General features: G+C 53.5%; 27 protein-coding genes, 1 pseudogene and 2 riboswitches. Of the genes and pseudogenes, 21 read left to right on the top strand and 7 right to left on the bottom strand.

Annotated features, from left to right (window positions below):
• The first annotated feature begins 58 nt into the window (after positions 1 to 58).
• Entirely contained in the window at positions 59 to 2,377 is a 2,319-nt protein-coding gene (gene metE / locus PPOP_RS12575) for a 5-methyltetrahydropteroyltriglutamate--homocysteine S-methyltransferase (protein ID WP_006286848.1), read from the top strand.
• A 122-nt stretch (positions 2,378 to 2,499) separates the two neighbouring features.
• Here the strand turns inward: metE and PPOP_RS12580 are convergent, their stop codons facing one another.
• Positions 2,500 to 2,880 carry a hypothetical protein gene (locus PPOP_RS12580; RefSeq protein WP_006286849.1) on the bottom strand — a complete coding sequence of 127 codons (381 nt, stop codon included), beginning with the start codon at positions 2,878 to 2,880 and terminating at the stop codon, positions 2,500 to 2,502.
• Between the two features lie 171 nt (positions 2,881 to 3,051).
• Here PPOP_RS12580 and PPOP_RS12585 point away from each other — a divergent pair, with 171 nt between their 5' ends.
• The gene (locus PPOP_RS12585) at positions 3,052 to 3,525 is read left to right on the top strand and encodes a DUF3939 domain-containing protein (RefSeq protein ID WP_006286850.1); all 474 of its coding nucleotides are present in this window, start codon (positions 3,052 to 3,054) and stop codon (positions 3,523 to 3,525) included.
• Between the two features lie 244 nt (positions 3,526 to 3,769).
• Positions 3,770 to 4,162, top strand: a complete 393-nt coding sequence (locus PPOP_RS12590) for a YuzC family spore coat inner layer protein (protein ID WP_006286851.1) — start codon at positions 3,770 to 3,772, stop codon at positions 4,160 to 4,162.
• A gap of 103 nt (positions 4,163 to 4,265) precedes the next feature.
• On the opposite strand, the gene PPOP_RS12595 is transcribed toward PPOP_RS12590, so the two are convergent.
• Positions 4,266 to 4,913 carry a nitroreductase family protein gene (locus PPOP_RS12595; RefSeq protein WP_006286852.1) on the bottom strand — a complete coding sequence of 216 codons (648 nt, stop codon included), beginning with the start codon at positions 4,911 to 4,913 and terminating at the stop codon, positions 4,266 to 4,268.
• A 138-nt stretch (positions 4,914 to 5,051) separates the two neighbouring features.
• Here PPOP_RS12595 and PPOP_RS12600 point away from each other — a divergent pair, with 138 nt between their 5' ends.
• Positions 5,052 to 5,381, top strand: coding sequence for a hypothetical protein (locus PPOP_RS12600; protein ID WP_199898972.1), 330 nt, complete (start codon positions 5,052 to 5,054; stop codon positions 5,379 to 5,381).
• A gap of 96 nt (positions 5,382 to 5,477) precedes the next feature.
• Entirely contained in the window at positions 5,478 to 6,371 is an 894-nt protein-coding gene (locus tag PPOP_RS12605; protein ID WP_006286854.1) for a DUF72 domain-containing protein, read from the top strand.
• 56 nt (positions 6,372 to 6,427) lie between these two features.
• On the opposite strand, the pseudogene PPOP_RS20645 reads toward PPOP_RS12605, so the two are convergent.
• A pseudogene (locus PPOP_RS20645) lies at positions 6,428 to 6,580 on the bottom strand (NAD(P)H-binding protein); the annotation flags it as partial.
• Between the two features lie 296 nt (positions 6,581 to 6,876).
• A riboswitch (purine riboswitch) is annotated at positions 6,877 to 6,977 on the top strand.
• Between the two features lie 208 nt (positions 6,978 to 7,185).
• Here PPOP_RS20645 and PPOP_RS12610 point away from each other — a divergent pair.
• Both PPOP_RS12610 and PPOP_RS12615 read left to right on the top strand, forming a co-directional pair.
• The gene (locus tag PPOP_RS12610) at positions 7,186 to 7,782 is read left to right on the top strand and encodes a xanthine phosphoribosyltransferase (protein ID WP_006286855.1); all 597 of its coding nucleotides are present in this window, start codon (positions 7,186 to 7,188) and stop codon (positions 7,780 to 7,782) included.
• A complete protein-coding gene (locus PPOP_RS12615) occupies positions 7,779 to 9,119 on the top strand; it encodes a nucleobase:cation symporter-2 family protein (protein WP_006286856.1) in 1,341 nt (446 codons plus the stop codon). Before PPOP_RS12610 ends, PPOP_RS12615 begins: the two co-directional genes overlap by 4 nt.
• A 59-nt stretch (positions 9,120 to 9,178) precedes the next feature.
• On the opposite strand, the gene PPOP_RS12620 is transcribed toward PPOP_RS12615, so the two are convergent.
• Complete coding sequence (locus PPOP_RS12620; protein WP_006286857.1) at positions 9,179 to 10,054, bottom strand: DegV family protein; 876 nt, start codon at positions 10,052 to 10,054, stop codon at positions 9,179 to 9,181.
• 171 nt (positions 10,055 to 10,225) lie between these two features.
• On the opposite strand from PPOP_RS12620, the gene PPOP_RS12625 reads away from it, so the two are divergent.
• Together PPOP_RS12625 and PPOP_RS12630 are read left to right on the top strand one after the other, a co-directional pair.
• Positions 10,226 to 10,414, top strand: coding sequence for a hypothetical protein (locus PPOP_RS12625; protein ID WP_006286858.1), 189 nt, complete (start codon positions 10,226 to 10,228; stop codon positions 10,412 to 10,414).
• Positions 10,415 to 10,627: 213 nt separating this feature from the next.
• Positions 10,628 to 10,807: a hypothetical protein gene (locus PPOP_RS12630; protein WP_006286859.1), complete on the top strand. Its 180-nt coding sequence runs from the start codon at positions 10,628 to 10,630 to the stop codon at positions 10,805 to 10,807.
• A gap of 307 nt (positions 10,808 to 11,114) precedes the next feature.
• On the opposite strand, the gene PPOP_RS12635 is transcribed toward PPOP_RS12630, so the two are convergent.
• Positions 11,115 to 11,447, bottom strand: coding sequence for a hypothetical protein (locus PPOP_RS12635; protein WP_006286860.1), 333 nt, complete (start codon positions 11,445 to 11,447; stop codon positions 11,115 to 11,117).
• 464 nt (positions 11,448 to 11,911) lie between these two features.
• Here PPOP_RS12635 and PPOP_RS25970 point away from each other — a divergent pair, with 464 nt between their 5' ends.
• A complete protein-coding gene (locus PPOP_RS25970) occupies positions 11,912 to 12,043 on the top strand; it encodes a hypothetical protein (protein WP_422730649.1) in 132 nt (43 codons plus the stop codon).
• On the opposite strand, the gene PPOP_RS12640 is transcribed toward PPOP_RS25970, so the two are convergent.
• A complete protein-coding gene (locus PPOP_RS12640) occupies positions 12,040 to 12,309 on the bottom strand; it encodes a DUF5808 domain-containing protein (protein ID WP_006286861.1) in 270 nt (89 codons plus the stop codon). The two genes, PPOP_RS25970 and PPOP_RS12640, sit on opposite strands and share 4 nt — an antisense overlap.
• 369 nt (positions 12,310 to 12,678) lie before the next feature.
• On the opposite strand from PPOP_RS12640, the gene PPOP_RS12645 reads away from it, so the two are divergent.
• From PPOP_RS12645 to PPOP_RS12660, 4 genes are all read left to right on the top strand, one after another.
• Positions 12,679 to 13,764, top strand: a complete 1,086-nt coding sequence (locus PPOP_RS12645) for a mechanosensitive ion channel family protein (RefSeq protein WP_093471050.1) — start codon at positions 12,679 to 12,681, stop codon at positions 13,762 to 13,764.
• A 421-nt stretch (positions 13,765 to 14,185) separates the two neighbouring features.
• Complete coding sequence (locus tag PPOP_RS12650; protein WP_006286863.1) at positions 14,186 to 15,322, top strand: response regulator; 1,137 nt, start codon at positions 14,186 to 14,188, stop codon at positions 15,320 to 15,322.
• 138 nt (positions 15,323 to 15,460) lie between these two features.
• On the top strand, positions 15,461 to 15,733 hold the full coding sequence (locus tag PPOP_RS12655; protein ID WP_006286864.1) for a GGDEF domain-containing protein: 273 nt from the start codon (positions 15,461 to 15,463) through the stop codon (positions 15,731 to 15,733).
• Between the two features lie 13 nt (positions 15,734 to 15,746).
• A complete protein-coding gene (locus tag PPOP_RS12660) occupies positions 15,747 to 18,848 on the top strand; it encodes a hybrid sensor histidine kinase/response regulator (RefSeq protein ID WP_042228697.1) in 3,102 nt (1,033 codons plus the stop codon).
• Positions 18,849 to 18,905: 57 nt separating this feature from the next.
• Here the strand turns inward: PPOP_RS12660 and PPOP_RS22795 are convergent, their stop codons facing one another.
• A complete protein-coding gene (locus PPOP_RS22795) occupies positions 18,906 to 19,085 on the bottom strand; it encodes a hypothetical protein (RefSeq protein WP_006286866.1) in 180 nt (59 codons plus the stop codon).
• A gap of 341 nt (positions 19,086 to 19,426) precedes the next feature.
• Here PPOP_RS22795 and PPOP_RS12665 point away from each other — a divergent pair, with 341 nt between their 5' ends.
• The 7 genes from PPOP_RS12665 to PPOP_RS12695 all read left to right on the top strand — a co-directional run bounded on the left by PPOP_RS12665 (position 19,427) and on the right by PPOP_RS12695 (position 25,532).
• Positions 19,427 to 19,723, top strand: coding sequence for an antibiotic biosynthesis monooxygenase family protein (locus PPOP_RS12665; protein WP_006286867.1), 297 nt, complete (start codon positions 19,427 to 19,429; stop codon positions 19,721 to 19,723).
• Positions 19,724 to 19,821: 98 nt separating this feature from the next.
• A complete protein-coding gene (locus tag PPOP_RS12670; RefSeq protein ID WP_006286868.1) occupies positions 19,822 to 21,516 on the top strand; it encodes a M3 family oligoendopeptidase in 1,695 nt (564 codons plus the stop codon).
• A gap of 110 nt (positions 21,517 to 21,626) precedes the next feature.
• On the top strand, positions 21,627 to 22,046 hold the full coding sequence (locus PPOP_RS12675) for a GNAT family N-acetyltransferase (protein WP_006286869.1): 420 nt from the start codon (positions 21,627 to 21,629) through the stop codon (positions 22,044 to 22,046).
• 86 nt (positions 22,047 to 22,132) lie between these two features.
• Positions 22,133 to 22,264, top strand: a riboswitch (cyclic di-AMP (ydaO/yuaA leader).
• The gene (locus tag PPOP_RS12680) at positions 22,262 to 23,020 is read left to right on the top strand and encodes a CAP domain-containing protein (protein WP_006286870.1); all 759 of its coding nucleotides are present in this window, start codon (positions 22,262 to 22,264) and stop codon (positions 23,018 to 23,020) included. Its footprint overlaps the riboswitch before it by 3 nt.
• Positions 23,021 to 23,200: 180 nt before the next feature.
• Positions 23,201 to 24,235, top strand: a complete 1,035-nt coding sequence (locus PPOP_RS12685) for an FUSC family protein (RefSeq protein WP_006286871.1) — start codon at positions 23,201 to 23,203, stop codon at positions 24,233 to 24,235.
• A gap of 163 nt (positions 24,236 to 24,398) precedes the next feature.
• A complete protein-coding gene (locus PPOP_RS12690) occupies positions 24,399 to 25,262 on the top strand; it encodes an alpha/beta fold hydrolase (protein ID WP_042228699.1) in 864 nt (287 codons plus the stop codon).
• Between the two features lie 87 nt (positions 25,263 to 25,349).
• Entirely contained in the window at positions 25,350 to 25,532 is a 183-nt protein-coding gene (locus PPOP_RS12695; protein ID WP_006286873.1) for a hypothetical protein, read from the top strand.
• The last annotated feature ends 285 nt before the right edge of the window (positions 25,533 to 25,817 follow it).

Below are 25,817 nucleotides of genomic sequence, written 5' to 3' on the forward strand. Positions count from 1 at the left end.
ATATTTTATTTCCCTGTACTCCCGGTAGGAAGTTCCGCATAAGGAGAGGAGACACGACATGGCGAAAGGGCAAGTGATGACGAGTGTGGCCGGGTATCCGCGCATCGGATACGACCGGGAGTGGAAGAAGGCATTGGAGCAGTATTGGAGGGGCGAGTTGACGCGAAGCGAGCTGGGGGCGGAGATGGAGCAGATCGAGCTACTTCGTCTCACGAAGCTGAAGGAGGAAGGCATCGACTACATTCCCGTTCATGATTTCTCCTGGTATGATCATGTTCTCGACATGACGGTCATGTTCGGACTGATCCCGGAGCGGTTCGGCTACGAGGGTGGCCCGATTACGGAGGACCTGATGTTCGCGATCGCGCGCGGTACGGAGAAGGCGGTCGCCTGCGAGCTGACCAAATGGTTCAATACGAACTACCACTATATCGTTCCGGAGTGGGAAGGGAAGCGACCGGTCCTGACAGAGAACCGGCCGCTCGCTTCGTATCGAAGAGCGAAGGAGAAGCTGGGCATCGAAGGGAAGCCGGTTCTGGTCGGACCGTACACGTATGTCGGCTTCATCAAGGGCATCCCGCAAGGCGAGCGCCAGCAGGTGCTTGATCAGTTCGTCGAGGTGTACTGCCGGATCTTGCAAGAGCTGGAGGCGGAAAGGGTCTCCTGCGTGCAGCTCGATGAGCCGGCCTTCGTGAAGCCGATGACGACGGACGATTGGCTGGCGGCCCAAGCCGTGTACGAGCGGCTCCGCCAAGCGGCACCGGGCTTGACCATCTGGGTGCAGACGTACTTCGATTCCGTATCGGGACTTGATTCTTACCTACAGCTCCCGGTTGATGTCTACGGCCTAGATTTCATCCAGGGGAAGGAGCGGAACGAAGCTGCGCTTTGCCAGACCGGCGTTCCGGCAGGGAAGCGCATCGCGCTCGGCATCATCGACGGGCGCAATATTTGGCGGGCCGACTTGGTTGCCACAGCAACCTGGCTGGAGTTGATCGAGCCGATCGTGCCGCGGTCGCACTGGATCGTGCAGCCGTCCTGCAGCCTGCTGCATGTGCCGTTGACGGCAGAGCGTGAGCGGGATCTGCCGGGCTATGTTCGCGGGGCGCTCGCGTTCGCGGACGAGAAGGTGGCCGAGACGGTGCGGCTGGCCGCCCATCTGTCCGCGCCGACGGCAGAGAGCGCGGCGATGCTGGCAGCGAGTGCGGCCGACGTACTCGCCTGGCGCGAGGAGCCGGCGCGGAAGCGTCCGCATGTCGTCGAGGCCGTGGAGCGCCTGCTCCGGGAGATGGAGGCCGATGGCGGCCGCCGCGCGCCGTATGAGAAGCGGCGCGAAGCGCAGCGCCGCCGTTGGCCGGAGCTGCCCTTGCTGCCGACGACGACGATCGGCAGTCTTCCGCAGACGACGGAGATTCGCAAGGCACGACTCCGCTTCCGCAAGGGCGAGTGGAGCGTCGGCGTGTATGAGTCGTTCCTGCGGCAAGAAATCGAGCGTTGGGTGCGGATTCAGGAAGAGATAGGCATCGATGTGCTCGTGCATGGTGAATTTGAGCGGACGGATATGGTCGAATATTTCGGGGAGAAGCTGGACGGCTTCGTCTTCACAAAGTTCGGGTGGGTGCAGTCGTATGGCTCCCGTTGCGTCAAGCCGCCGATTCTATACGGCGATGTCGCCTTCCGCGAAGCGATGACCGTAGTGGAGACGGCATATGCCCAATCATTGACGCAGCGGCCCATAAAGGGCATGCTGACCGGACCGGTTACGATTCTTAACTGGTCCTTCGTACGCGACGATATTCCGCGCGAACTGTGCGCATATCAGATCGCTTACGCGCTGCGGCAGGAGATTCGGGAGCTGGAGAAGGCGGGAATCGGTATGATTCAGGTCGATGAGCCGGCCGTGAAGGAAGGGATGCCCCTCAAGCCTGAGGATGAGGCGCGTTACCGGGTGTGGGCAGTGCTCGCGTTCCTGCTGGCGACGAACGGGGCTGTGGCGGATACGCAGATTCATACGCATATGTGCTACTGCGATTTCTCCGATATGGTGGAGACGATTCGCCGCATGGATGCGGATGTCATCTTGCTGGAGACGGCGCGCAGCGGCGGAGACATGGTCGACACGCTGCGGAAGGAGCGGTATGAGCTCGGCATCGGCCTGGGCGTGTATGATATTCATAGCCCGCGCGTCCCATCCGTCGAGGAGATCGAGCGGTTCATCGAGACTGCGCTGACGGTGCTGCCGGCCGAGTCGTTCTGGATTAACCCGGATTGCGGACTCAAGACGCGCAATGAGCTGGAGACCGTCGCCGCGCTTAAGCATATGGTCGAGGCGACGATGTCGATACGCCAGGCTCGTGCCGAGGCGGCGAAGCGGTAAGAGAGGAGCGAGTCGGCTACGTGCGAGGCAGGCTGCGGCTTACGGGCGCCATGAAGCTGCGATGGGGAGCCCGAACGGCTGTGCATCCCGTCATGCTGTATACGGACGGTCTGCGCTCCGTATTATCGCCGATATGGGTCTCGATCGCCCCGGGTCAGATCACATTCATGCGAATCCGATAACGGGCCAGTTCTAGCGCCATCATTTTGGCGAAGGTGAGCTGGCCCGCTTTGGGTGTGTTGTAGGCAGATTGGTTTGAATCGTATCTTCCAATTCTCCGCTATCTTGTTCTCGATCGAGGACAGCACCCCATTGATGCCGGCAATCGCGAACACGGCCCTAACCGGCTTATGCGCTGCGGCTTCCTTGATCATGTTCTCGACGCGGGAAGCATCCTTCAGGCCGACAACGTACGCGATCGCCCGCCCGGGATAAAAGGGGTTCATCTGCTGTCCCGCTTGGTAGGTCCGATCGTCCTTCAGATCGAGCAGGGCGACAATCATGCCGGCTTCCGCCAAGCGGAGGGCGGCCGCTTCGTGCTGCCACCTATTCCCTTTGAAAATAGGTCGGAAAACAGAGGAAAGCAAAGGCATTCCATGTTATAATGGGACTGTAAGCGAATACATTATTCTTGCCTCCTGTATGATTACAGGAACAGGAGAAAGGTGGATTCGATGATACGGTGGTTCAAGCGTCGCAAGCCTTCTGCCCCCCGACACGAAGCGGTTCATGTCACGTTGGACGAGGTGAAGCGGGCGGTGCTCCAGTATGAGCAGGATATGCAGGAGCAAATACCTCGAACCACGCTGCTCCGTCCCGACCAAAGCATTGATTTAGCCCGATTGAAGCGTTACCTTGGGGGAATTTCGGATCAGCGTTTTTATATGTCCCGCATGACCTATGAGATTTTTGAGGAACAAGACAAGCATATTCCGCTGTCCCTTGACGTCGTTCAGGTAGCGGTTGACGATTATTTGGAGAAACATGATGATTTGCCGGTTATTCCGGGAACCCGGAACCGCCAGATTCATTACGACAAGTTGATCGAGCGACATTATTTAAAAGAGAAGCCGTCGATTGTGCTCTACCTGACGACAGAGCAGTTCATGCTGACCCATGAGCCAGACTGGCCGGGGCGGCTGAACTAACCTTTGCACATGGTACCAACGCGTTAGCGTGGCGCCTGCTGCCGCAAAAGATCTTGAGGGAGACCGCTTACCGCAACCTTTCGCTGGCTTATGATTTGAAGGACAATGGCATTATGGAAGGAGACGTGGAGGCGACTGCTAGACGTCTATTCCGGCAATGCACTGTTCGGCAAAATCGTCCGCACAGGCTGCCGAATCGCGCATAGGCTGATGTATATCCCAGTCTGTGGAAGGAGTGCCCGCCATGGGGCCTTATGTGCCCGGATCCCGTTATCCATCCGCGCCCGGAAGCGCGGCAGCGAGCGGAACGTATTCGCTCTCCAGGCCTGCTCCCTATCCGGAGGTGAGACCGGGTAAGTTCATCACCTCCGCATCGACATCGAAGCACCTATCCCGACAGGCGTTCAAGCTGCTATCCGCCATCGAGGGAGATCGAAATCTGGCCGCCTCCGTCATGGACGCGGCTCAACGCGGTCACGAGCAGGAGGTACTCCGGCTGCTCCGTTCAACGGGGATCTCGGTTGCGATTGCGGTCAAAGCGACGCCGGACGGAATCCTGATCGCGCTGCGGCCCGATACAAACCCGAACAATTGCTGCGAGCTGGATGTGAAGATGCGGTGGAGCGAACAGAATTGACGCATGGTGCGTCCTTGCGTTCCGCATACTGGCACGTTGTCAAATGCGCAAAAGCGCCGGTTCACTATGAGGGCATCGGCGCTTCGAATATGCGCAAGAGAGATTACAATTGCTCCGGGAATCGTTCCCGAATGACGGTCTGTTCCAACGGGAAGCGCCCGGTCGGATGAGCGGGCGCAGCCGCTTGCCCGATCGTGACGAGCATAACCGGGACATACCGCTCCGGAATGCGGAATGTCTTGATCAGCTCGTCCCGGTGGAAGCCGCCGATCGGACATGTAGCGTAGCCTGCAGCGGTTGCCGCGAGCATAAGCTGCATGGCTGCCAGGGAGCCATTGCGGATCGCTTCCTCCACACCGACTTGAGGCGATGAGGCATAGGCCCGATTAATATTGCCGACCAGCGTGTCATGCACCTGCTGCGTTACCGAACCCGCTGCCAGTTGGGCGCCGTAGATGTCGGCAGCGACCCGATTCGCTTGCGTGTCGCCCAAAATAGCGACGACGGCGGAGCAGTCGACAATCTGCTGCTGATTGTTCGCGATCGCCAGCAGGGCCCGCTTGTTCTCCTCTTCCTCGATCACCAGAAAGCGCCAATGCTGCAAATTCCATGAGGATGGGGCCGTTCCGGCTAAGCGAAGTATTTCATTCATGTCTGCTTCCGGGATGCGTACGCCCGGAACATATTTGCGCACCGAATGCCGGGCGCGCATCGTCTCGGCGGCCGTTGCCGCAGCGTGTTTTTGGTTCATGCTGATATCATCCTTCCTGTGTCTACTAGAGTAGCATGGGCTGAGATAGCCTTGATTTATTCAAAGGCTTAAAACTAACAATAATATGGTAACATATGTTATGTATTTATGCTATTGATTTGCGCTATAGGGTGCTGCTTGGTATCGCTAATCTGGACGTACAAAGCGGCTGACTGTTGGCGTCGATTACAGCGGTACGGACTTCCCCGGCGTGATCGATCCCGCAATATCGAGGTGACCGATTGCAACGCGATGTTGTTCGATGCGGCCCACCCGTTCGTCGGCTGCATTCCCGGCATTCACGAGGTGCTGGGCCGACAGGGCCTGCTGCCGGGCATATGGAGCCTCAATCCGGAGGAGACGCTCTCTCCTGGCCAGGCGGAGAAGATCGACCGCATCCAGCGGGATGATCCGCACTGGGGCGATGATGCGATCGTGAAGGCGCATCTTGAGCAATGGCTGTCCTGAATTCGACTATGATATGATATGGGTATCTGCAAGATGCGGACACTAACCTTTGTGAATGTCGGACAAAACCTAAGTGAATGAGTGGAGTCGATAGCTATGCCGGACATGATTAAACAACCCGTATCGCGACGCATTCAGATTGGACTTGCCGGCTGGGGGGATCATGATATTTACCCGCCGGGAACGAAGGGGACGGAGAAGCTGGCGGAATATGCCAAGCGGTTCCCGGTTGTCGAGATGGACAGCTCTTTCTATGCGATCCCGTCGCCGGAGCGGATGGAGAGATGGGCGGCCCAGACTCCGGACGGATTCCGCTTCGTCGTCAAGGCATACCAAGGGATGACGGGCCATACGCGTGGCCGCATCCCGTACGATAATGCGCAATCCATGTTTCAGGCCTGCCGGGAGGCGGTCGAGGTGCTGCATTCCGCCGGGAAGCTGCACTCCGTGCTGTTCCAGTACCCGCCCTGGTTCCACTGCGTACGCAGGCACGTCGACATCCTGCGCCGCACCCGGCAGTGGATGGACTCGCTGCCGGTTACGCTCGAGTTCCGGCATCAGAGCTGGTTCACGCTGGAGATGCACGAGCGGACGTTAGCGTTCATGCGCGAGGAAGGCTGGATTCACAGCGTCTGCGACGAGCCGCAAGCTGGAGAAGGCTCGATCCCGATCGTGCCGGTGCCGACAGACAATCGGCAGACGCTGATTCGCCTGCATGGCCGGAACTCATCCGACTGGCAATCGCTGGTTCAGGCGAACTGGCGGGATGTCCGCTATTTGTACCGTTACAACGAGCAGGAACTGCTGGAGTGGAAGGAGCGGCTGTTGGCGATGCTGGCCGAGACGGAGCAGTGCTGCGTTATTTTCAATAATAACTCCGGCGGGGACGCCGCTCCGAATGCGCTCCTGTTGATGCGTCTGCTCGAGATGGAACCACCGACCATCGGACCGGTGTGGAAGCAGATGAGCTTGTTCGGGGAGATGCCATAGCCGAAGCGGCAATAATTAGGAAGGGATGGTCTAAGACCCACCCCTTTGCTGGTTTGGAACACGTCCTTCTCCAATATGCGAGGGGTGGATAGATCCGCAAGCTTCGAGGCGTCTCTAACGATCGCCGTTACTTGATGCCCCCGCTCCAATGCTTCTGCCATCATGCGTTTCCCGGCTTTGCCGGTCGCTCCGATAATTCCGATGTTCATGGAAATCGCTCCTTTTCTTGACATTGATTCATGATGTCACCTTTGTTGTAACCCATTTAGGTACAACATTTTCACAACATTACTTTGAATCAGGCGGAGGCTTATGGGATCTGGAGCAAATGTCGATACAGGGCAGCCTCGGTTCGGCCTCGCGGGAAAAGGGCATCGAGCGGGTATGATTGATTTTCAGAACTTTTCTCTTCCCATTCCAGTGAACTTGTTGTATACTTCTCGACATATTCAATCGATACAATGCGTCTTCCTCTGCCGATGCCGGCAGGGGAAGACGGCTATCATTAGCAGCGACTCTTTATTCTCGTATATGTGCAGGAATCGGCCTGCATGTCTCTACCCGATCACCGGAAATGATTGGACTACGGGAACCCAATTCGACAGCTTGCCGCGAAGGGCGCGCCGCGCCGCTTATTTGGCCTGCTGCCGTAATCGATCATGCCGCAAGCCGGCATGATTCGAAGCGGTTCTCCAAGCCTGTGCCTCTCATTTCCTTGTGAAATGCGTGGCGTGGGCTTTTTGTTATTGGCATAGGGTATCAAATACAGAAAAAAGATGGATAGGCTGCCATTATCGAAAGGGGAACATGACCAGTGAAACGGCTTCAAGACAAAGTGCTGCAAGAGGGATTGGTGCTAAGCGACCGCGTGCTCAAGGTGGATTCCTTCTTGAACCATCAGATGGATCCGGTACTAATGAAGGAAATCGGGGAAGAATTCGCGCGCCGCTACGACGGCAAGCAGATTACGAAGGTGCTGACAATCGAGTCTTCCGGTATCGCGCCCGGCTTAATGACGGCGCTGGAGCTTAATGTGCCGCTCATCTTCGCGAGAAAGCAGAAGTCGCTGACGCTGCGCGACGATATTTATGTCGAGAAGGTATACTCCTTCACGAAGCAAGAGACGAATGAAGTGACCGTTTCCAAAAAATTTCTCTCGCCGGGCGATTGCGTCCTCATCATCGATGATTTCCTTGCGAACGGCGAAGCGGCTTCTGGCCTGGCCCGCATCGTCGAGCACGCTGGGGCGGCTGTCGTCGGCTTCGGCATCGTCATCGAGAAGTCGTTCCAGCCGGGCCGCGATCATTTGCTGGCTGCTGGTTACCGCGTTGAATCGCTGGTCCGTGTCGCCTCGCTTGCGGACGGAACCGTGGTCTTCGTCGATGAGGCGCAGGAGGTGGCTACCGAATGAGCATGGTGGACAACAAGGTGTTCCAAAAGAACCGCCACCCGCTGAAGACTTTCTCGCTCGGTCTCCAGCATGTGCTAGCGATGTACGCCGGCGCGGTCATCGTGCCGCTGATCGTCAGCAGCCAGCTCGGCTTTACTCAGGAACAGACAACATATCTCGTCGCGATCGATCTGCTCATGTGCGGCATCGCGACGCTGCTGCAAGTCTTTACGAACCGCTTTTTCGGGATTGGCCTGCCGGTCGTCCTCGGCTGCGCTTTCCAGGCGGTTATGCCGATGATCGCCATCGGTTCGGAGTACGGCATACCGTATATATACGGGTCGATATTGGCGATGGGGCTGTTCGTTATTCTGTTCGGTGGATGGTTGGGGAAGATGATTCGCTTCTTCCCGCCGGTCGTGACCGGTTCGGTCGTCACCATTATTGGCATTACGCTCATCCCGGTCGCCTTCGGCAATCTGGGCGGAGGACAGGGAAGTCCGGACTTCGGCAGTCCGGACAATCTGCTGCTCGGGTTCGGCGTGCTTATTTTTATCGTGCTGCTTACTAAATTTTCGAAAGGCTTCATGCGCGCGATCTCGGTCTTAATCGGCCTGTTGATCGGGACGTTGGCTGCGGCGCTGATGGGTAAGGTCGATATCGCCCCTGTGCTGGACGCAAGCTGGTTCCATGCCGTGCAGCCATTCTATTTCGGAACGCCGAAGTTCAATCCGACGGCCATCTTGACGATGATTATCGTCGCGATGGTCGGCATTGCCGAGTCGACCGGGGTATTCATGGCCTTGAGCAAGATCGTGGACCGCGATCTTGATTCAAAAGACCTGGCCCGCGGCTATCGGGCCGAAGGAATAGCCATCTTCATCGGCGGACTGTTCAATGCGTTCCCGTACACGACCTTCTCGCAAAATGTCGGCCTCATCCAGATGAGCCGTGTCAAGACGCGGGACGTCATCGTCGTCGCGGGCGGTCTGCTCATGCTGCTTGGGTTCGTGCCGAAAATCGCCGCGCTTACGCTGCTCATTCCCGATTCGGTGCTGGGCGGGGCGATGGTCGCGATGTTCGGCATGGTCATCTCTAGCGGTCTGCGCATGATCGGTTCCCAAGTCGACCTGAACCGCCACGAGAATCTGTTCGTTATCGCGTGCTCGGTCGGGATGGGGCTTGGCGTCACGGTTGCGCCTGGCATCTTCGACAGCCTGCCTGACACGGTGCGGATTCTGACGGACAACGGGATCGTCGCAGGGACGTTCACCGCGCTCGTTATGAATCTGCTGTTCAATGGCGTGATGCTGCCCCAGCCGGCGGAGGCGAAGACAGAGGAGAACGTTGTTGCTTAAAGCTGATATAAAGCAAAGCCCCGCATCCTTTTCGGAGCGGGGCTTCTGTTTGTGCCGGATTACTCGGCTTCCGTATAGGCGCGGTTGCGGAAGAACAGGGCAAGTGTGCCCGGACCCGAATGGGCGCCGATGGCGCAGCCGATCGAGCCGGTCATGATGTTATGTATGCCGAACCTTTCGTTAATGATTTGCTTCAGCATCTCCATCGCTTCCGTATCGTCGCCGTGGGCGATCCCAATTAGCTGATCCTTGTCATCCAGATTGGCGTACTGTTCCATCAGGTCGGCCAGCCGCTGAATTGATTTCTTCCTTCCTCTGACCTTGTCTACAGGGATAAGCTTGCCATCCTCCACATGCAGCACTGGCTTAATGTTCAACAAGCCTCCGATCACGGCGGAAGATTTGCTTACCCGCCCCCCACGGTACAAGTACTCTAGATTTTCCACGGTGAATACATGCTCTAGCCCTGCGGCCAAGTCGCGCACCTTGGACACGAGACGCTCGCGGGACATGCCTTCGGCCGCCCAGCGCGCTGCTTGCTCGACGACGAGGCCGAAGCCCATGGAGGCGCATTTGGAATCGATGATATTTATCGCTACGTCGGGATAATCCTCCTGCACCATATCGAGCATCATCCGCGAGGACGCGTATGTGCCCGATAGTTCGGAAGAGAAAGCGATGTAAATCGCTTCTTCGCCGGATTCCGCAATGGTTGCGAAGGTCTGCCGGAACCGCTCCATCGGAACTTGGGACGTCTTGTACACTAGCCCCTGGCGCATGCCGTCGAACATTTGCTTCGGTTGTATCGTAACGCCGTCCTCGTATTGATTCTGATCGAGAGTTACGATTATCGGCATCACTGTGATGTTCAGTTCCTCGAGGATGGAGCGGGGAAGATCGATCGCGCTGTCTGTTAGGATACGAACTTGATTCATGAGGATACCTCTCCTTAACAAGCTTTTACTTCTATCATACCATGTCTTGGCCGGGTTCGATGCGAAAAATACACGCTGGGGAAATCCCGCGTCATATTTGTCGCTCCTGCCTCATACCCGTAAACGAACCGGTTGCGGGGGGAGCATGAGGAAAGGAGGGTGAGAGGGAACATGGCGAAAAACAAACGGGGAAAATCGCTGTGGAAGCTGCCGGCGCGTGGGAGAGGAACCTGTCCCGTCTGTGCTAGCACGCGAATCAAGCTGCTTTACAGCCGGACGAAATCTGACGGCCAGGAATTGAAGGTATGCAAGAAATGCTATCAGGCTGTCCAGGAACGGATTGACGCCTGCACCGGCTGAAAGCGCGCTGCGCCATTGCGAACCGGGAGGGCTTGGAACCGAGCGCCTGGCTTGCCGCAGGCGCTCGGCATCATTCTCCCCTCGACTCAGCCTGAAGCAGCGGAAGGGCAGGAGCGGTGAAATTCATCGGACGCTCTTCAAAACTTTGATTTGGCCTTTGCAGGGTCTTCCTTAGCGAAAGAGCTGACCAGCATTACGATCAGGTGAGAAAATATGCCGGACGTCAACACGCTGCTGCCAAGGATACGTCTTGACGTATCCGAACGGCGTCTCGGTTCAGGTCGGAAATACCGATTCGGAAGCCAGATCGTGCTGGGAGACGCGTTGATTAATGCGCATGCGCTCAGTGCGAAGGAAGTAGTCGATTTGGCGACGCTGACGTACTCCCGCTAAGGCGCACTAAGCTCGAAGTATGCGGGGATCTGGGGCGACGAGCCTACCGTGCTACCGTGTCGACGCTCCGGAGCCTGGGTCGGCTCACGGGGGGAGAAGGTATGGGAGGAGGACAGGATCGATTGGCGGCCAGCGCCCATTATGACTGTCCCGTCGGCTATGTGAAGAAGTACGGGCTGTAGGCTGCCACAGCCGCGGGCGTCTATTTTGTTGTCGTGCCGAATCGGAATTCAGACCCCAGCGCGAATATAGTGTTCGGGCCGCTTCCTCACTGAAGAGCGGCCCGATATATACGGGGGAATCGGCATTAGTAAGCGCGATTCGTATAGGAGCCTGCCGCGTAGGACGGCTGGACATAGCTAAGGTTGCTGACACTATGTATCGAATGATCCATTTGTTGACAGATATGGGTGGCTTGCTGCATTTGCTGCATTGCCGTCTGATGGCCTTGTATTGCCGTCTGGATAATTTGAACCGCTTGACGCTCGCGCTGTGCCAGCTCTTCCAGACGGGAAGCATTTTGCTGCTCCTGCTGCATCAACTGTTGGTACATTTGCGATGCTTGCTGCGTTTGATGCATCATTTGAGCAATGATTTGCTCGCATTGCTTGATTTGGGATGAGATGGATGCATTGTACATCGTGTTGGCCTCCTACTTATTGTGGATAGTTGCATACTTTGCTAGTATTGCGTATGCATGAGAAATTATGTATTCATTGATTTTTTTGCCGTTTCAAATCGTTATATGCAAATGAAAACGCTTATATATGCCGCCTAATTATGGGATAGGGTGGTAATACGATCGATTTCAGCCTACATTTTTTGTGGAGGCGAGAGCGAGCAGGAGATCGGCATTTGGCTGGCGGATTGGATGAAGGTCCTTCTGAAGCCGTGTGCCCGCTAGGGCAAGCGCTACACTGCCGCTGCAGGACGCGGTTATGTGCGCGATTCTTCGGAAGTATGCCCAAGGACATAATCCGTTCACGCTGAACCGGCCTCTGTCCCAGCTTGCACTCAAGGTGATCGGCATGAACCGTCAGGGCAGACTGTGGCGGACAACAAATACGGGAAGGGCAGCCATACCGGGGCACGATCGGGACCCCGGTGGCGAAGGTGTTCGATCTGACGGTTGCAGTGGTGGGCAGCAATGCGAAGACGCTGCAAAAGCTGGGCGTTCCTTATGAATCCGTCCATATTCATCTGGCTTCTCATGCCGGGTACTATACTGCACCTTAAATAAAAAATACTAGCGCAAGTGGGGCAACAGCAAGAACTAAAAGTCCAATCAAAAATGCCCAAGATTGCCAACATGCAAAATTGTTGGTAAGGCCGAGTCCGGAACGTTTTTCAACCCAAACAGCTGGATCATTAGGGTTGTAATAAAACATTCCCAGCTTCCAATATTTATCATCATCAACCACTTGATATGACTCGTTCTTTTTCTCTGCTTCCTGTAGCTGATATCGTTCTCCACCATTTAGACATCGCATAGCGATAGACACGATCTTGTTCCACTGATCCTTTAGGATTTTTCGGCTGAATCATTTGTTTAGTGCCTTTTAATATGTAATTGACAAAAACCATGATGGCTAACATAGACAATCATCAATTCATAAATCTGCTGTTTTAAGGCAGCTTTCTTTGTTGGAGTGGGTGTCAAGATCTGCTCAGGGTTGATGACAAATCCATTCTTTTGTTTCAACAGAACATTTATCCGCGTGCCGCCTATGAGGTCCGCCTTCCTTTAGGGCGCGCCGGGGACAGTGCCCATGCTTGAGCGTGCCGACCCGTCCCGGCGGCTTGCCTTTTCCCGTCCAAGTGGTCAATGTTATAATGGAACCCAACTTGAGATAATGAGGTGAATCACCCAATTGCATAATGAATGGATTCCTGGCATGTTAGCGACGATGGGTTGGAGACGGTGGCTAAGTGCTGCTGGAGTATTGCTACTATTCTTGTTGTTCCGCAAGTTGTTCACGAACTATCTGTTCGCCCTGTTGATGCGCGGATTGTCGTACTCGAAGGGGGCCACGCATTTCTTGACGGCGTTCGAGAAGCCGATGCAATGGTTTTTTGTTCTGCTCGGCATCTATTTGGCCTGCAACATGGTCCTTCCTCCAGGTGGATCCTTGATGCCCGCCATCGCCAAAATGTACCGCAACGCCTTCATCGTCCTTATCGCTTGGGGACTCTATCATATGGTGGCCCGCTCATCCAGCATGTTCAGCGTGCTGTCTGCGCGGCTCGGGCTCGATGAGTCGAGCATGCTGATTCCTTTTTTGTCCAAGGTGCTGCGCTTTCTCGTGGTCATCATTGCCATTACGATGATCGCCTCGGAGTGGGGCTACAGCATTAACGGTGTCGTTGCGGGGCTTGGTCTGGGCAGTCTGGCGATAGCGTTGGCGGCTCAGGACACGCTTAGCAACTTTCTGGGCGGCATCGTCATTATTACGGAGAAGCCCTTCTCCAAGGGCGATTGGATTATGACCCCTAGCGTGGAAGGGACGGTCGAAGATATTACGTTCCGCAGCTCGAAAATCCGCACCTTCGCCCATTCGCTCGTCACGGTGCCGAATGCGACGCTGGCGGGCCAGGCGATTACGAATTGGAGCCGGATGGGCAAGCGGCGGGTCATGTTTACCCTGAACGTCGCGCTCGATTCGAATCGCGAGCGGCTGCAGGCGGCCATCGTCAAAATGGACGCCCGCCTGCGGGAGAACGAGGCGGTAGACCCGGATGTCATCATGGTCCGGTTCAGCGAGTTCAACGAGAGCAGTCTGGGTATCTTTTTCTATTACTTCACTAAGACGACAGTATGGGCCGAATATTTGAAGCACAAGGAGCAGATCAATCTGATGATTATGGAGGTACTCGAGGAAGAGGCCATTTCGCTCGCGCTGCCGAGCCAGCGGGTCTATGTGGAAGCGGGCCCTTCTCCGCAGCGTTTTCCGTTGTAAGGCTGTAAGTGGAAGCGGGACTGCCGATCAAAGATAGGCATAAAGACACGAACCCCTCGATCGCGCGTTGGAGGTAGCTCTCCAAGGCGTTTTTTATGATTTCCCTTTTGTTCAGTTATTGTTTAGTTTATTTGACTAAGATGAAAGCGTTCGTGCCTTTCGAAGTAGTTCTCAGGCCTGAAGCAAAAGGCGCAGGCTGTTTCTTTTTCTCCCCCGTCCCTTTATAGTGAAGATGACCGTATGGTCGAGTGACTAGATTGATGGAGGAGAGCAGGCTGCGCGATCGCTTCGGCAACATCGATGCGGGGGGCTGGAAGGGACGAGCCCGGCCGTTCCGCCAGGGGGACATTGCATGATTCCGGCGTGTCCGATGGATGTGAGATGGAGGCCGCTGCGGTCAAGATTGCAAGGGGGAAGGAACATGAAAGCGATCCTTGTCGATGATGAAATGCTAGCGCTGCGACGTATGGAAAAGCTATTGAAGGAACAGGCTGGAAAGGAAGTACTTATTGAAATCGTCGGTTCATTTCAGAATCCGTGTCTGGCCTTGGAAGTAGCGGAACGGGAGACGTTTCATCTTGTCTTCCTGGATATCGAGATGCCGGAAATGGACGGGATGGAACTGGCAGAACGTCTCTTGCGCATTCAACCTCACCTTCATATTGTATTTGTGACCGCATATAACGAATATGCGGTTGAGGCATTCGAGCTGAATGCGTTAGACTATTTATTGAAGCCGGTACAACGGACCCGCATCGAGAAGACGCTGAAGCGGCTCGCCAAGTCGGTACACGCTAACGAAGAAGGGAAGAACAGCCAGCTTGAGGGGATGCTGTGTACATTGTCCTATCTGCATTATATTACTCCCCAACAGGAGCTGAAAACCTTTCACTGGCGGACGGTCAAGGCACAGGAGTTATTTGCGTATCTGCTTCACCACCGAGAGCAGACGCTGCGCAAAGATACGATTCTGGATTTGCTGTGGCCGAATTACCGTTTTGAAAAGTCATCAGCCCATTTACATACGACAATTTACCAAATTAGGCAGGTCATTAAGCAAAGGGCGTTACGAATCCACATTAAGTATATGGATGAAGGGTACCGGCTTGAATTAGGCGGTATGAAGCTGGATAAGGAGGAATGGGAGAAGGCGATGCGTCTGGCCCGGCAGGTGTCTCCCGAGACGATCCAGGATCATCAGAAGCTGCTGAATGCCTATCGGGGAGATTATTTGGCGGAGCATCAATATTTATGGGCGGAAGGCGAACAGGAGAGGCTTCGGTTAATATGGTTCAATCATGCGAAGCAGGTGGCGGAATGCTTGATGCAGATGAACGCATACACGGAAGCGATGCCCCTTTACAAGCAAATCCAGGAGAAATATCCGTATACCGAGGACAGTTATTTCGGATTGATGAAAATTCACGCGCAGTTGGGCAACTATGGGGAAGTCATCAAGCAATTTCAACTGCTGAACCACAATTTAAAAGGAGAATTAGGCATTGAACCTAGCAGGGAAGTATTTGCTTGGTACATGGAATGGAAAAATAGCATTTAATCGCGCCGACCGTCGTGGATTCTGCTTCCGCGGCGGTTATTTTTCTTGGGAAGACGATTCAGTATTTGTTCAGTAGGCCATCATAGAATATTTGATGTTTATTAGAAAAAATCGAAATTTCAGGAAATAAATCGTCCGGTGGGGGGCGATGAATTTCTGTTCATGGTGCCCTGCTCTGACCAGCGCGAACTGCGCAGCATCCGCAGCGGCACAATGAATAAGCTGGGCTTGACCGCAGAGCAGACCTCGGTTCCTTTTGCGGTATCTTACGGCTGTGCGGTATATCCGGAGGAGGGAACATTATTAAGCGATATTGTGGAGATGGCGGACAGACATATGATGCAAATCAAACGAAGCAAGCTCCGCTGCGGCTCTCAGGATACCGCCAAAGTGCAGCCTTCACTACAGTAGGGAGATTGGGCAAATGGCAAAACTATATGTTGTTCGACTCGTCTTTGCATTCGTGACCATTCTATATGTCGTGTTGGCCGGCGATTTCTTCCGGGAATCTGGAACGTTTCCGAAGCCGGTGCAGGGGGTGCTTGATCTCCGCGGCACCGGATGGGAACAAGAGGGCCCTATCAAACTGAAGGGGGAATGGGGATTTTATCCAGACAGGATATTCTCGAACGCTTCACAGATCGCTGCCCTCGGTGCCAAGCCCGTCTTCATCCAAGTACCGGACCCCTGGAGAATCGACAGCGCATGGACGGGCCTCCGGCCATTCTCTACATATGGCACATACCGATTGCGAATTATGCTTGATCACAGCGCGGAACAGATATTTTCTTTTTATGCGAAATCCATGATGAGTTCCCACAACATGATCGTCAATGGCCTGCGTATTAGCACCCCGGACGATTTCCATTCTAATACGTCATACAACACCTCCTATGTTGCCTATGCGCATACGAATAGCAATATTATCGATCTGATGATCCAGATCAACAGGTCAGACTCCGTCTGGTACGTAGCTATCGCCAGGCCGTTATCATTTGGACTGCCGCAGCAAGTGAACTTGGAACGGAACCTCGAACTCGTGCTGGAAATGAGCATTCTATTGACCTTATTGTTGGGTGCTTTTTATACGATACTTATGCATCTGTTCCGATTGTCGCAGCCCGGGTGGCAATATTTTATTCTTTTTTGCATGTCTGCGATAGGGTTCGTTCTTATTTTTGGAGAAAGATGGGGAGCGATGCTGTTCCCGATGCTGTCCTTCTATTGGCGCTACAAGCTGATGACATTGGCGTCGATCGGCATGAATTTGTTCCTGCTGCTCTATGCATCGCGAAGGCGTCGCTGCGATGTTCATCCGCAGAAAGCCCGATTTGCGGCATTCGTCTCTATGCTGGGAACCATCGTCCTTTTGCTGGTGAAGCATACGTACGGCATCATTGCCGTGTCTGTGGTAACTCATGGAATATTTCTAGCTTTATTCCTTTATCTATACTATAGGCTGGTGCTTCGATCGCTGGTTGCCGGTAAGATGTATGCCTACCTGTTGACGGTCGCAATCGTGGCGGGAGGATTTGCGGTATACGGTGGAATATTTGGCGTACATGCGTCGCTTCGGCTGTATGATGTGAGCTTTATCTTCTTTATTTGCGCGCTAGTCTTCCTTCATGCAAGACCGCATTTCGTTGCCTATCGAAGAGAGAAGGAATTGGCCGAAGCATGGTCCAACCAGCAACGCTCGAATGCAGAATTTATGGCAGCGATTGCCAAGGAATTGAAGTCGCCGCTACTTGTGATTACAAATTTGGTGCAATCTCTGCTGGAAGGTACACACGGCAACCTGTCGGTCAAGCAAGAGGAAGATTTGCAAATCGTTGTATTTGTCGCGAAGCATATGACCAGATTGATCAGCGATCTGCAGGATTGGTCAGCATTGAAAGAAGGAAGGATGCTCATCCATGTGAAAGAACTTGATCTGAGGAGAACCGTCACCACTGTGATAGAGATTACCCGCTTTATTATAATGTCTCGAGACATTGTAATATGCAACAAGCTGGATGACTTGCTTCCGCCGGTGCTGGCTGATGAGCAGCGATTGAAGCAGATTATGTCCCAGTTGCTGCACAATGCGGTGAAGAATACGAAGAAGGGCACAGTTACGGTGTCGGCCCTGACATTGGAGGAAGCAGTTGAGGTTCGTATCGCGGATTCGGGAGGCGGAATGACGCAGTCGGAGATGGAAGGTATCTTCGATACGTATGAGCAGGATATGCCGAATCGTTCTTCTTTTTTTGACAGAAGGCTCGGTCTGAATGTCACAAAGCGGCTGGTGGAGCTTCATGGCGGAACCATAGGCGTGACCTCAGACGTAGGCCGCGGTTCAACGTTCTATTTCCGTCTGCCCATCGCTGAACAACAGCAAGGGGTTGAGGGGGAACTGGTGAGAAAGGAAAATGGCAAGTCAGCGGTTCCCGTGCAGATGCCGCTGGAGTATCAGGAGCATTTCGGCTCGGAGATTGCGGAAGAGATCGTGTTCGATGCGCCTTCACCTTCTTTCACGGTTGACGAGATTGGCGAGGCCTATATTCTTATCGTCGATGATGATCCGATTCATCAGAAGGTATTGGAAAATCTGCTCTCCCCTGATCGATTTCTGCTTACCACGGTCTCCAGCGGGGAAGAGGCGTTAGTGCAAATTCGGCACTTCCAGAACTGGGATCTGGTGTTGCTCAATCTGATGATGTCTGGCATGTCAGGCCTGGAAGTATGCCGACGCATACGGGAGATGCATTCTTTATTTGAGCTGCCGGTACTGATGTTGACGGGAAGGGGGCGGACCGATGATGCGCTCGCCGCCTACTCGGCGGGAGCGAATGACTTTGTGGGGAAGCCAATCGACTCTGCCGAGTTGCAGGCCCGCGTGCGGACGCTGCTGCTGATGAAGCATTCGGCGAATGAGCGCTTCCGCATGGAGATGGCTTTTTTGCAGGCGCAAATCAAGCCCCATTTTATTTTCAACACGTTGAACTCGCTTGTCTCGCTCAGTGAAGACGATCCAGAGCAGATGCGCGAACTGCTTGTCGAATTCAGCAATTATTTGCGGCAGAGCTTCCGCTTCGATAATGTTGAGCCATTGGTACCGCTCGAACGAGAGCTTCAACTGGTACGTTCTTATTTATACATAGAGAAAATCAGGTTCGGGGACCGGCTGCAATTTACAATTGATCTGCCTGAATCGCATCGTCTGCGTATCCCGCCGCTATCCATCCAGCCGATCGTGGAGAACGCCGTTCATCATGGGATTATGAAACGAATGGGCGGTGGCACGATTCATATTCGCGTCTATGTGGAGGACAAACATTATTGCATTGAGGTCTGCGATGATGGGGTCGGTATCTCGGCCGAGTGGCAGGGGCAACTGCTGGCGAAGAGCGCGATCGGCGGAATCGGGCTCAAAAACATTGACTACCGATTGCGGCAGTTGTTCGGTACGGGCATATCGGTCCGCAGCGACCCGATAGAAGGAACCTGCGTCAAATTTTGTGTTCCGTACGAAACAGACAACTAAGCCCGGGGGCTGACGATAAGGTCTTATGGACCTTAAGGCAGCCCCCAAGCTGTTTGATCAATGAAATTGAACGATTTGCTCAAGGTCAGGAGTGCCAGGGACATCACTATTTTTCTTTTTTTGTACCGCCCGCCTCATTTGATGATAATGGTATTTGCACAAATTTTTCGCATAGTGACGATCCTTGCAGCCTTCTTCACTGCACAATCGTTGGGTTGCCATTCTAGGTCTGCCCATGAGTACCTCCCTTTTTGACTATGTATTTATTTCGAATTGTAGAGGTTAGGAGTGAACAATTTCTGAACAAAATAAGTAAAAAAATACTGGGAAACAATAAAAAAGGTTTTATTTGAATAAAAAATCTATTTTATATCGTTAATTATAATAATAATTTTTTTTGTTGTCATTTTTCAAGTCTAATTATATCGTTATGGTTCCCCATGCGCGTAATTTCTGATAGGATAGTCGGTGGAATCCCTTCCATAATAAATCAAGGGAATCCGCTTGCTGTAAATAAGGATGACAGCACAGCCTGGAACGGCGGTTCTTCCAATCAAGGGGAAGGGAGAAGTGAAACGATGATTGTGCATATGACGATGTTCTATGTCAAACCAGGAACGGCGAACGATTTTGAGAGCAGCGTTCGCGAGGCATCGGTGATTTTGGCGGAGCGGCCGGGATATATGAAGCACGAGCTCCATAAATGTGTGGAGGTTGCGGATAAGTACATGATGATCGTCGAGTGGAATTCGTTCAAGGATCATATGCCGGGCTTTACGGCATCGGAAGCCTACCTTGAGTGGAGCATGCTGCTGCAGCCCTTTTTGGAGCACCCTCCTGTGTCGGAACATTATGTCGGCATTAGACTGAAATAAGGCGGCCGTACGTTGTGGAAATTGGAGCGTAGTCATCAGGATGGGTTATTCAGTATAATGGAGGAGTATGACTACCTTTTGAAGGGTTGTGTAGTAGCATGACAATTCGCGAGTATCGTTATGAGCGTCCTCATATGGCGGAGATCGGCAAGCGGTTCAAAGAGCATCTGCAGGCCTTCCATGCGGCGGACAGCCTTGAAGAGCAGGATCGGGCCATGGAGGCAGTCAACAAGCTGCGCAGTGTGTTCGATACCCAAAGCCAACTTGTCGCCATACGTCATTCCATCGACACGAATGATAAGTTCTATATGGCGGAGCAGGATTATATGGACGAGATCACGCCGATGTTCCAGGAATACATAACAGATTACTACCGGGCATTGACCGGCTCGAAATTCCGGGCCGAGCTGGAAGAGAAATGGGGCAACCAATTGTTCCAATTAGCAGAGCTGTCGGTGAAGACGTTCCAAGCGGATATCATTGAAGATCTGCAGCAGGAGAACAAGCTGGCGACGGAATATAGCAAGCTGATCGCATCGGCGAAGATTCCATTTGAGGGCGAGAAGCGCACACTGGCGCAGTTAACACCGTTCGAGCAGTCTCCGGATCGGGAAATGAGACGGCGCGCGTCCAAAGCGCGTTACCAGTTCATGGCACAGCATGAGGGGGAGTTTGACCGAATTTATGACGAATTGGTGAAGGTGCGTACGAAGATGGCGAGGAAGCTGGGCTTCTCCAACTTCGTCGAGCTTGCTTATGCACGTATGTGCCGCACTGATTATAACGCCGAGATGGTCGCTAACTTCCGCAAGCAGGTGTTGGATGAGATTGTGCCGATAGCGACCAAACTTCGTGAGCGCCAACGCAACCGGCTCAGCGTCGACACGCTGCGCTTCTATGACGAAGGCCTCAGCTTCAAGACGGGCAATGCGATACCGAAGGGCGATCCAGACTGGATTATCGCGAACGGGGCGAAGATGTATGCGGAGTTGTCGCCAGAGATGAACGAATTCTTCACGTTCATGATTGACAACGGTCTAATGGATCTCGTCAGCAAAAAAGGCAAGCAGGGCGGAGGCTACTGCACCTATTTAAGCGAATACGGAGCGCCGTTCATTTTCTCCAACTTCAACGGTACTTCGGGCGATATCGATGTGTTGACCCACGAAGCCGGGCATGCCTTCCAGGTGTATGAGAGCAGACATTTCAAGGTGCCGGAATACAATTGGCCGACATACGAGGCGGCCGAGATTCATTCCATAAGCATGGAGTTCTTCACTTGGCCATGGATGAACCTGTTCTTCGAAGAGGAGACGGAGAAGTATAAATTCGATCATTTGTCATCGGGACTGCTCTTCCTGCCATACGGCGTATCGGTTGATGAGTTCCAGCATTTCGTCTACGACAATCCGGACGCGACGCCGGCGGAGCGGAAGGCGGCTTGGCGCGATATCGAGCGCAAATATTTGCCGCACCGCAATTACGAGGGCATGGATTACCTGGAGCACGGCGGATTCTGGCACAAGCAGGGACATATTTTCCAGTCGCCGTTCTATTATATTGATTACACGCTGGCCCTAATCTGCGCCTTCCAGTTCTGGAAGCGCATGAATGAAGATTACGAAGCGGCATGGGCCGATTATGTAAAGCTGTGTCAAGCTGGCGGCAGCCAGTCCTTCACCGAACTTGTCGCCGTAGCCGGCCTCATCTCTCCGTTCGAGGACGGATGCGTGGCCTCGGTCATCGGCGTTATCGAACAATGGTTACATGAGGTAGACGATACGCAGCTGTAAGCCTGGGCCAAGGGAATCGCGTGGTTGCTGCGGAGGTGTGTCGCAGTTGGAGAAGCGGCGGGCAGACCCAGGTGGTGCGGAATAAATGAGTTGGCAGGAGGAATGTAACCATGTTCATCAATGTGAAGCCGCAGCTGCGAGAGGCGGACATTCGCGATCTCATCGAGCTGTCTGTTTTTCCCGACCCAGAAAATGTAGAAGCTGTATTGACAAAGTATGAGCAGCATCCTGGAGACGAGTTGTGGGGGTATGAGAGCGAAGGCGAGGTTGTAGGCCTAATCGGTTTCCGGAAGTATGGGAAGGAGATAGAGATTCTTCATATCGCCGTCCATCCGGAGCTGCGAGGCGCAGGGTTTGGCAGGGGCATGATCTTGGAGCTCATACATCAGGAGCAGCCGGATATCGTCACGGCCGTGACGGATGAGGATGCGGTCGATTTTTACCGAAATATCGGATTTACGATTGAGAGTCTAGGCGAAATCGACCCGGGTGTGGAACGGTTTACTTGTACGTTTGAGACTCATCCTTAATAGATTACAACAGGCAACAAAATCTTAATATAGTGCCATATATTATAGCATACTCTCTCCTGCTATTCGTGTTACGATGTATACGAATTCGAATCAAGCCGAAGCTCGGAAGAGCGCGGGGGAACCAACTTCTGGGGTGAAGATGCATACTTGCGTCAGGGGTGACCTCTTTGACCCGAACCCGACAGCTAACCTCGTAGGCTGCAAAGGGAGAGATGCAATTCATGAAAAAGAATACATTCAAAAAAGTCGCAGTAATCAGCGTCATCGCGCTAGCTCCGGTCCTGGCAGCAGGTTCCAGCTTCGCGGCGCCGCAGACGGATGCGGTCCAAGCGCAAAGCCCGAATTGCTATAGGGTCAACGTCAATGGCGTCAATGTGAAGGCCGATATTCCGGAACCGGCGAATTCCGCGGATTGGCAAGCATGGTTGGACAAGCTGGCGAAGGAATGGAATAACGGCAGCCAGCAGTCCGACGTGAAGCAGCCGATGGTTCAAGATCCAGGCAGCGTCGTCAACAAGCCGGAATCCAAGCCGACGCCTGCTCCAGTTGAGACGGAGCCGGCCCAGCCAGCGCCAAGTACGGATAATAATATGGCAACGGATAAGTCCGACTTTGCGAATCAAGTGGTGGATCTGGTCAACAAGGAACGGGCCCAAGCCGGCCTGAATCCGCTTCAGTCAGATGAGAATCTGATGAAGGTGGCGATGATTAAGGCGCAAGATATGTATGATAACAACTATTTTGACCATCAATCGCCGACGCTTGGTTCGCCGTTCGATCTGATGAAGGGGCAGGGCATTCAATACCGCACTGCCGGAGAGAACATCGCAAAAGCCCAGCGTACACCAGAAGAGGTTATGAACGCTTGGATGAACAGCGAAGGCCATCGCCAAAACATTTTGAATCCCGATTATACAGCGATTGGCGTCGCGTACTACAATGGCGAATGGGTTCAAGAGTTCACAGGTTAACAAGTAAATATCGCATCGTAGCAGCGGCACCGGGAGAAGGTGCCGCTGTTTTGTCGTGTTATCCTGTTGCCGCCATTGGGACTTGCTTTTACAATAAGATCAGATAAAATATAACCTTGTCCAGACAAGGCATGTGATGGAGTTTCGTTCATATGGATAGGATAGGAGGAGGGGAGGCCCATGGCTTTTGGCGCCCGGGTGTTGAAGACGGGGATCGCCGTTACGCTCGCCTTATACATCAGTCAATATTTGCAATTCAAAACGCCGGTGATTGCTGCAGTGGCGGCCATCTTCGCTATGCAGCCGTCCATCTACCGGTCATGGCGTTATTTTCTCGATCAACTGCAGACGAATACACTTGGGGCCGCGATCGCTCTCTTGGCCGGCATGGCATTCTCGAACGAGCCGATTGCGGTAGGGATTGCGTGCATCGTGGTCATCATTATCTGTCTAAAAATGAAGATGGAGGAGACGATAGGGCTGACCCTGGTCACCGTCATCTCGGTCATGGAAGCATCGGGGCAATGGAACTTCGCGCTCGGACGGTTCGCGCTGACGCTGATTGGCATTGGTTCGGCATTTCTAATCAATATATTATTCTTTCCACCGAATCCGCAGGCGCAATTTATCGGGCAAATTCAGAATGTATTCAGACGGATGTCGCTTCTGTTGCGCACCGCCATTTCGGATGAGATGAAGGAGAGCGCGTTCCGCGTCGAGAAGCAGGAGCTGGAGGATTCCATGAAATCGATCTCGGACAAATACAAGCTGTTCGAAGAGGAGACGAAGAAGCTGAAGCAGGCCAAATCCCGGCATACGCGCCGCATTGTCGTGTACAAACAGTTGCTAAACACGCTGCGTAAAGGCATCGAAGTGCTGCATATCATCGAGGAGCATTATTTCCAGTCGGCCCGGACGAAGGAATCCGATCTGTACTTTGATCGTCATCTGGGACTGCTTATGAAGTGCCATGAGCATGTCCTGCTCAAGTTCGAGGATAAGGTCAAGCCCGACAGCAGCGAGATTACCAATCTGGAGCAGGAGAACGAACGCTTCATGACCCAGGCACTGCATTACGGCGCGGAAGGAGCGCTGCGGTTGTCGATCGTGGCCGCGTCCTTGTATGAATACGGTCACCAGATTAGCAGGCTTGACCGTCTGGTTGGCCATGTGGATAAGGAAGAAGATAAGAGTCTGCTGCAAAGCTTGCTGTAGACTTGCGATGCCTGCCAATCTGAACCGGTAGTAGACGCTGTGATCTTGCTGCGACCAGTTGGAGACGGCTATCCAACACTTGAACCGGCTGCAAGTCCAAGAATAAACCTTGTTCGCACAGGGCACCCTGAGCCTAACAATACATTTGAGAGAGGTGTCCGGGGTGCCGATTGCCCGCTTGAACGGTGTCAGCCTGCACTATCATGTGCGAGGCAAAGGGGTGCCCATCATCTGGATCCATCCGCCATTGCTGACATCGGAAAATTTCAATTACCAGATGGTCCAACTGTCCGACAGCTTCCGTCTGATCTCGTTCGATATCCGGGGCCACGGATACAGCGGACCGTCCGACGAGCCGATCACGTACCGGCTCATCGTCGAAGATATGCTCGCCCTGATGGATAAGCTGGGCGTGAAGCAAGCGTATGTTGGCGGCTACTCTACCGGAGGATCGATCGCGCTGCAGGCGCTTTTGTCCGACCCAGAGAGGTTTCTCGGCGGCGTGCTGATCAGCGCGATGTCCGAAGCGAGCGATCTGTGGCTGCGCGGCCGGATTCGCGCGGCGGCCGCCTTGACGCGCTTGAAGGCGAAGTCGCTTATATTATGGGCAATCACCAGGGGGAATGCCGACAGTCGCCTTACCTTTAAGAATCTTCAGCGAGCGGCGAGGAGAGGCAATAGTGCCAACTGGAGGCAATATTACCAGTACAGCTTGACCTACAATTGCACGGATCGGTTGCAGGACATCAAGGCGCCGGTGCTGCTCATTTACGGGCAAAGCGACAGAAGTTTCCACAAATATGCACTTATCCTGCATCATGGTCTGCCAAACAGCCAATTGTACTGGATCCCAAAGGCAAAGCATCAAATTCCGACCAAGAATGCATTGGAGATGAATTGGCTGATAGAGCAGTGGTTGAAGAGCCGATACACGACGCGGCACAAGGAAGGGGAGGAAACGTTGGCATGGTCGGGGCAATTGTATACTGCCGATAGGGATGCGCAGGAGCAACATATGCTTGAATAATGATTGCATTTTTGTGAAAAATGTCGAGTTATCATCGAGAGGGCACATAGATTCGGGCTGGACAGGAACAATAAGGGAGAGCCTACGGTGAAAGGATTGTTGTCCATGATGACGAATAGGCAGAAGAAGCAATTCGGGCCAACCTTCGCGCCCGGCATGGAGCTGGATAATTTGAAAGAAAAAGCGACTCCGGAAGAAATTGATCGCGGCGACTCGACTTCCGTTACCAATCTTATTCTGGATCGGACCGGCGACGACAATCAAGGGTAACGAGCCGGAACCTTGAGCCGCCCTGCGATGCCGAAGAGCATGCCGGGCGGCTCTTAATTATATAAGAAAGAAAGCTGTCATAGAAATATACACGGTGAACATAAGTAATAATATAGTAAATATGGCGACCAAGTTCGATAACGGACTTCTTTGGACTATGCTATACTGAAAACCGTAATCGTATAGGTGTCTGACTAGATTTGCTGAAGGCGCAACTGAACGGCAGATTTGACCGTCTAATGTAGGGGGGGGGGGGGGCTTTGCAAAACGGGGGCCGATGCCCCA

It is taken from the genome of Paenibacillus popilliae ATCC 14706 (genome assembly GCF_000315235.1).
GTDB lineage: Bacteria > Bacillota > Bacilli > Paenibacillales > Paenibacillaceae > Paenibacillus_B > Paenibacillus_B popilliae.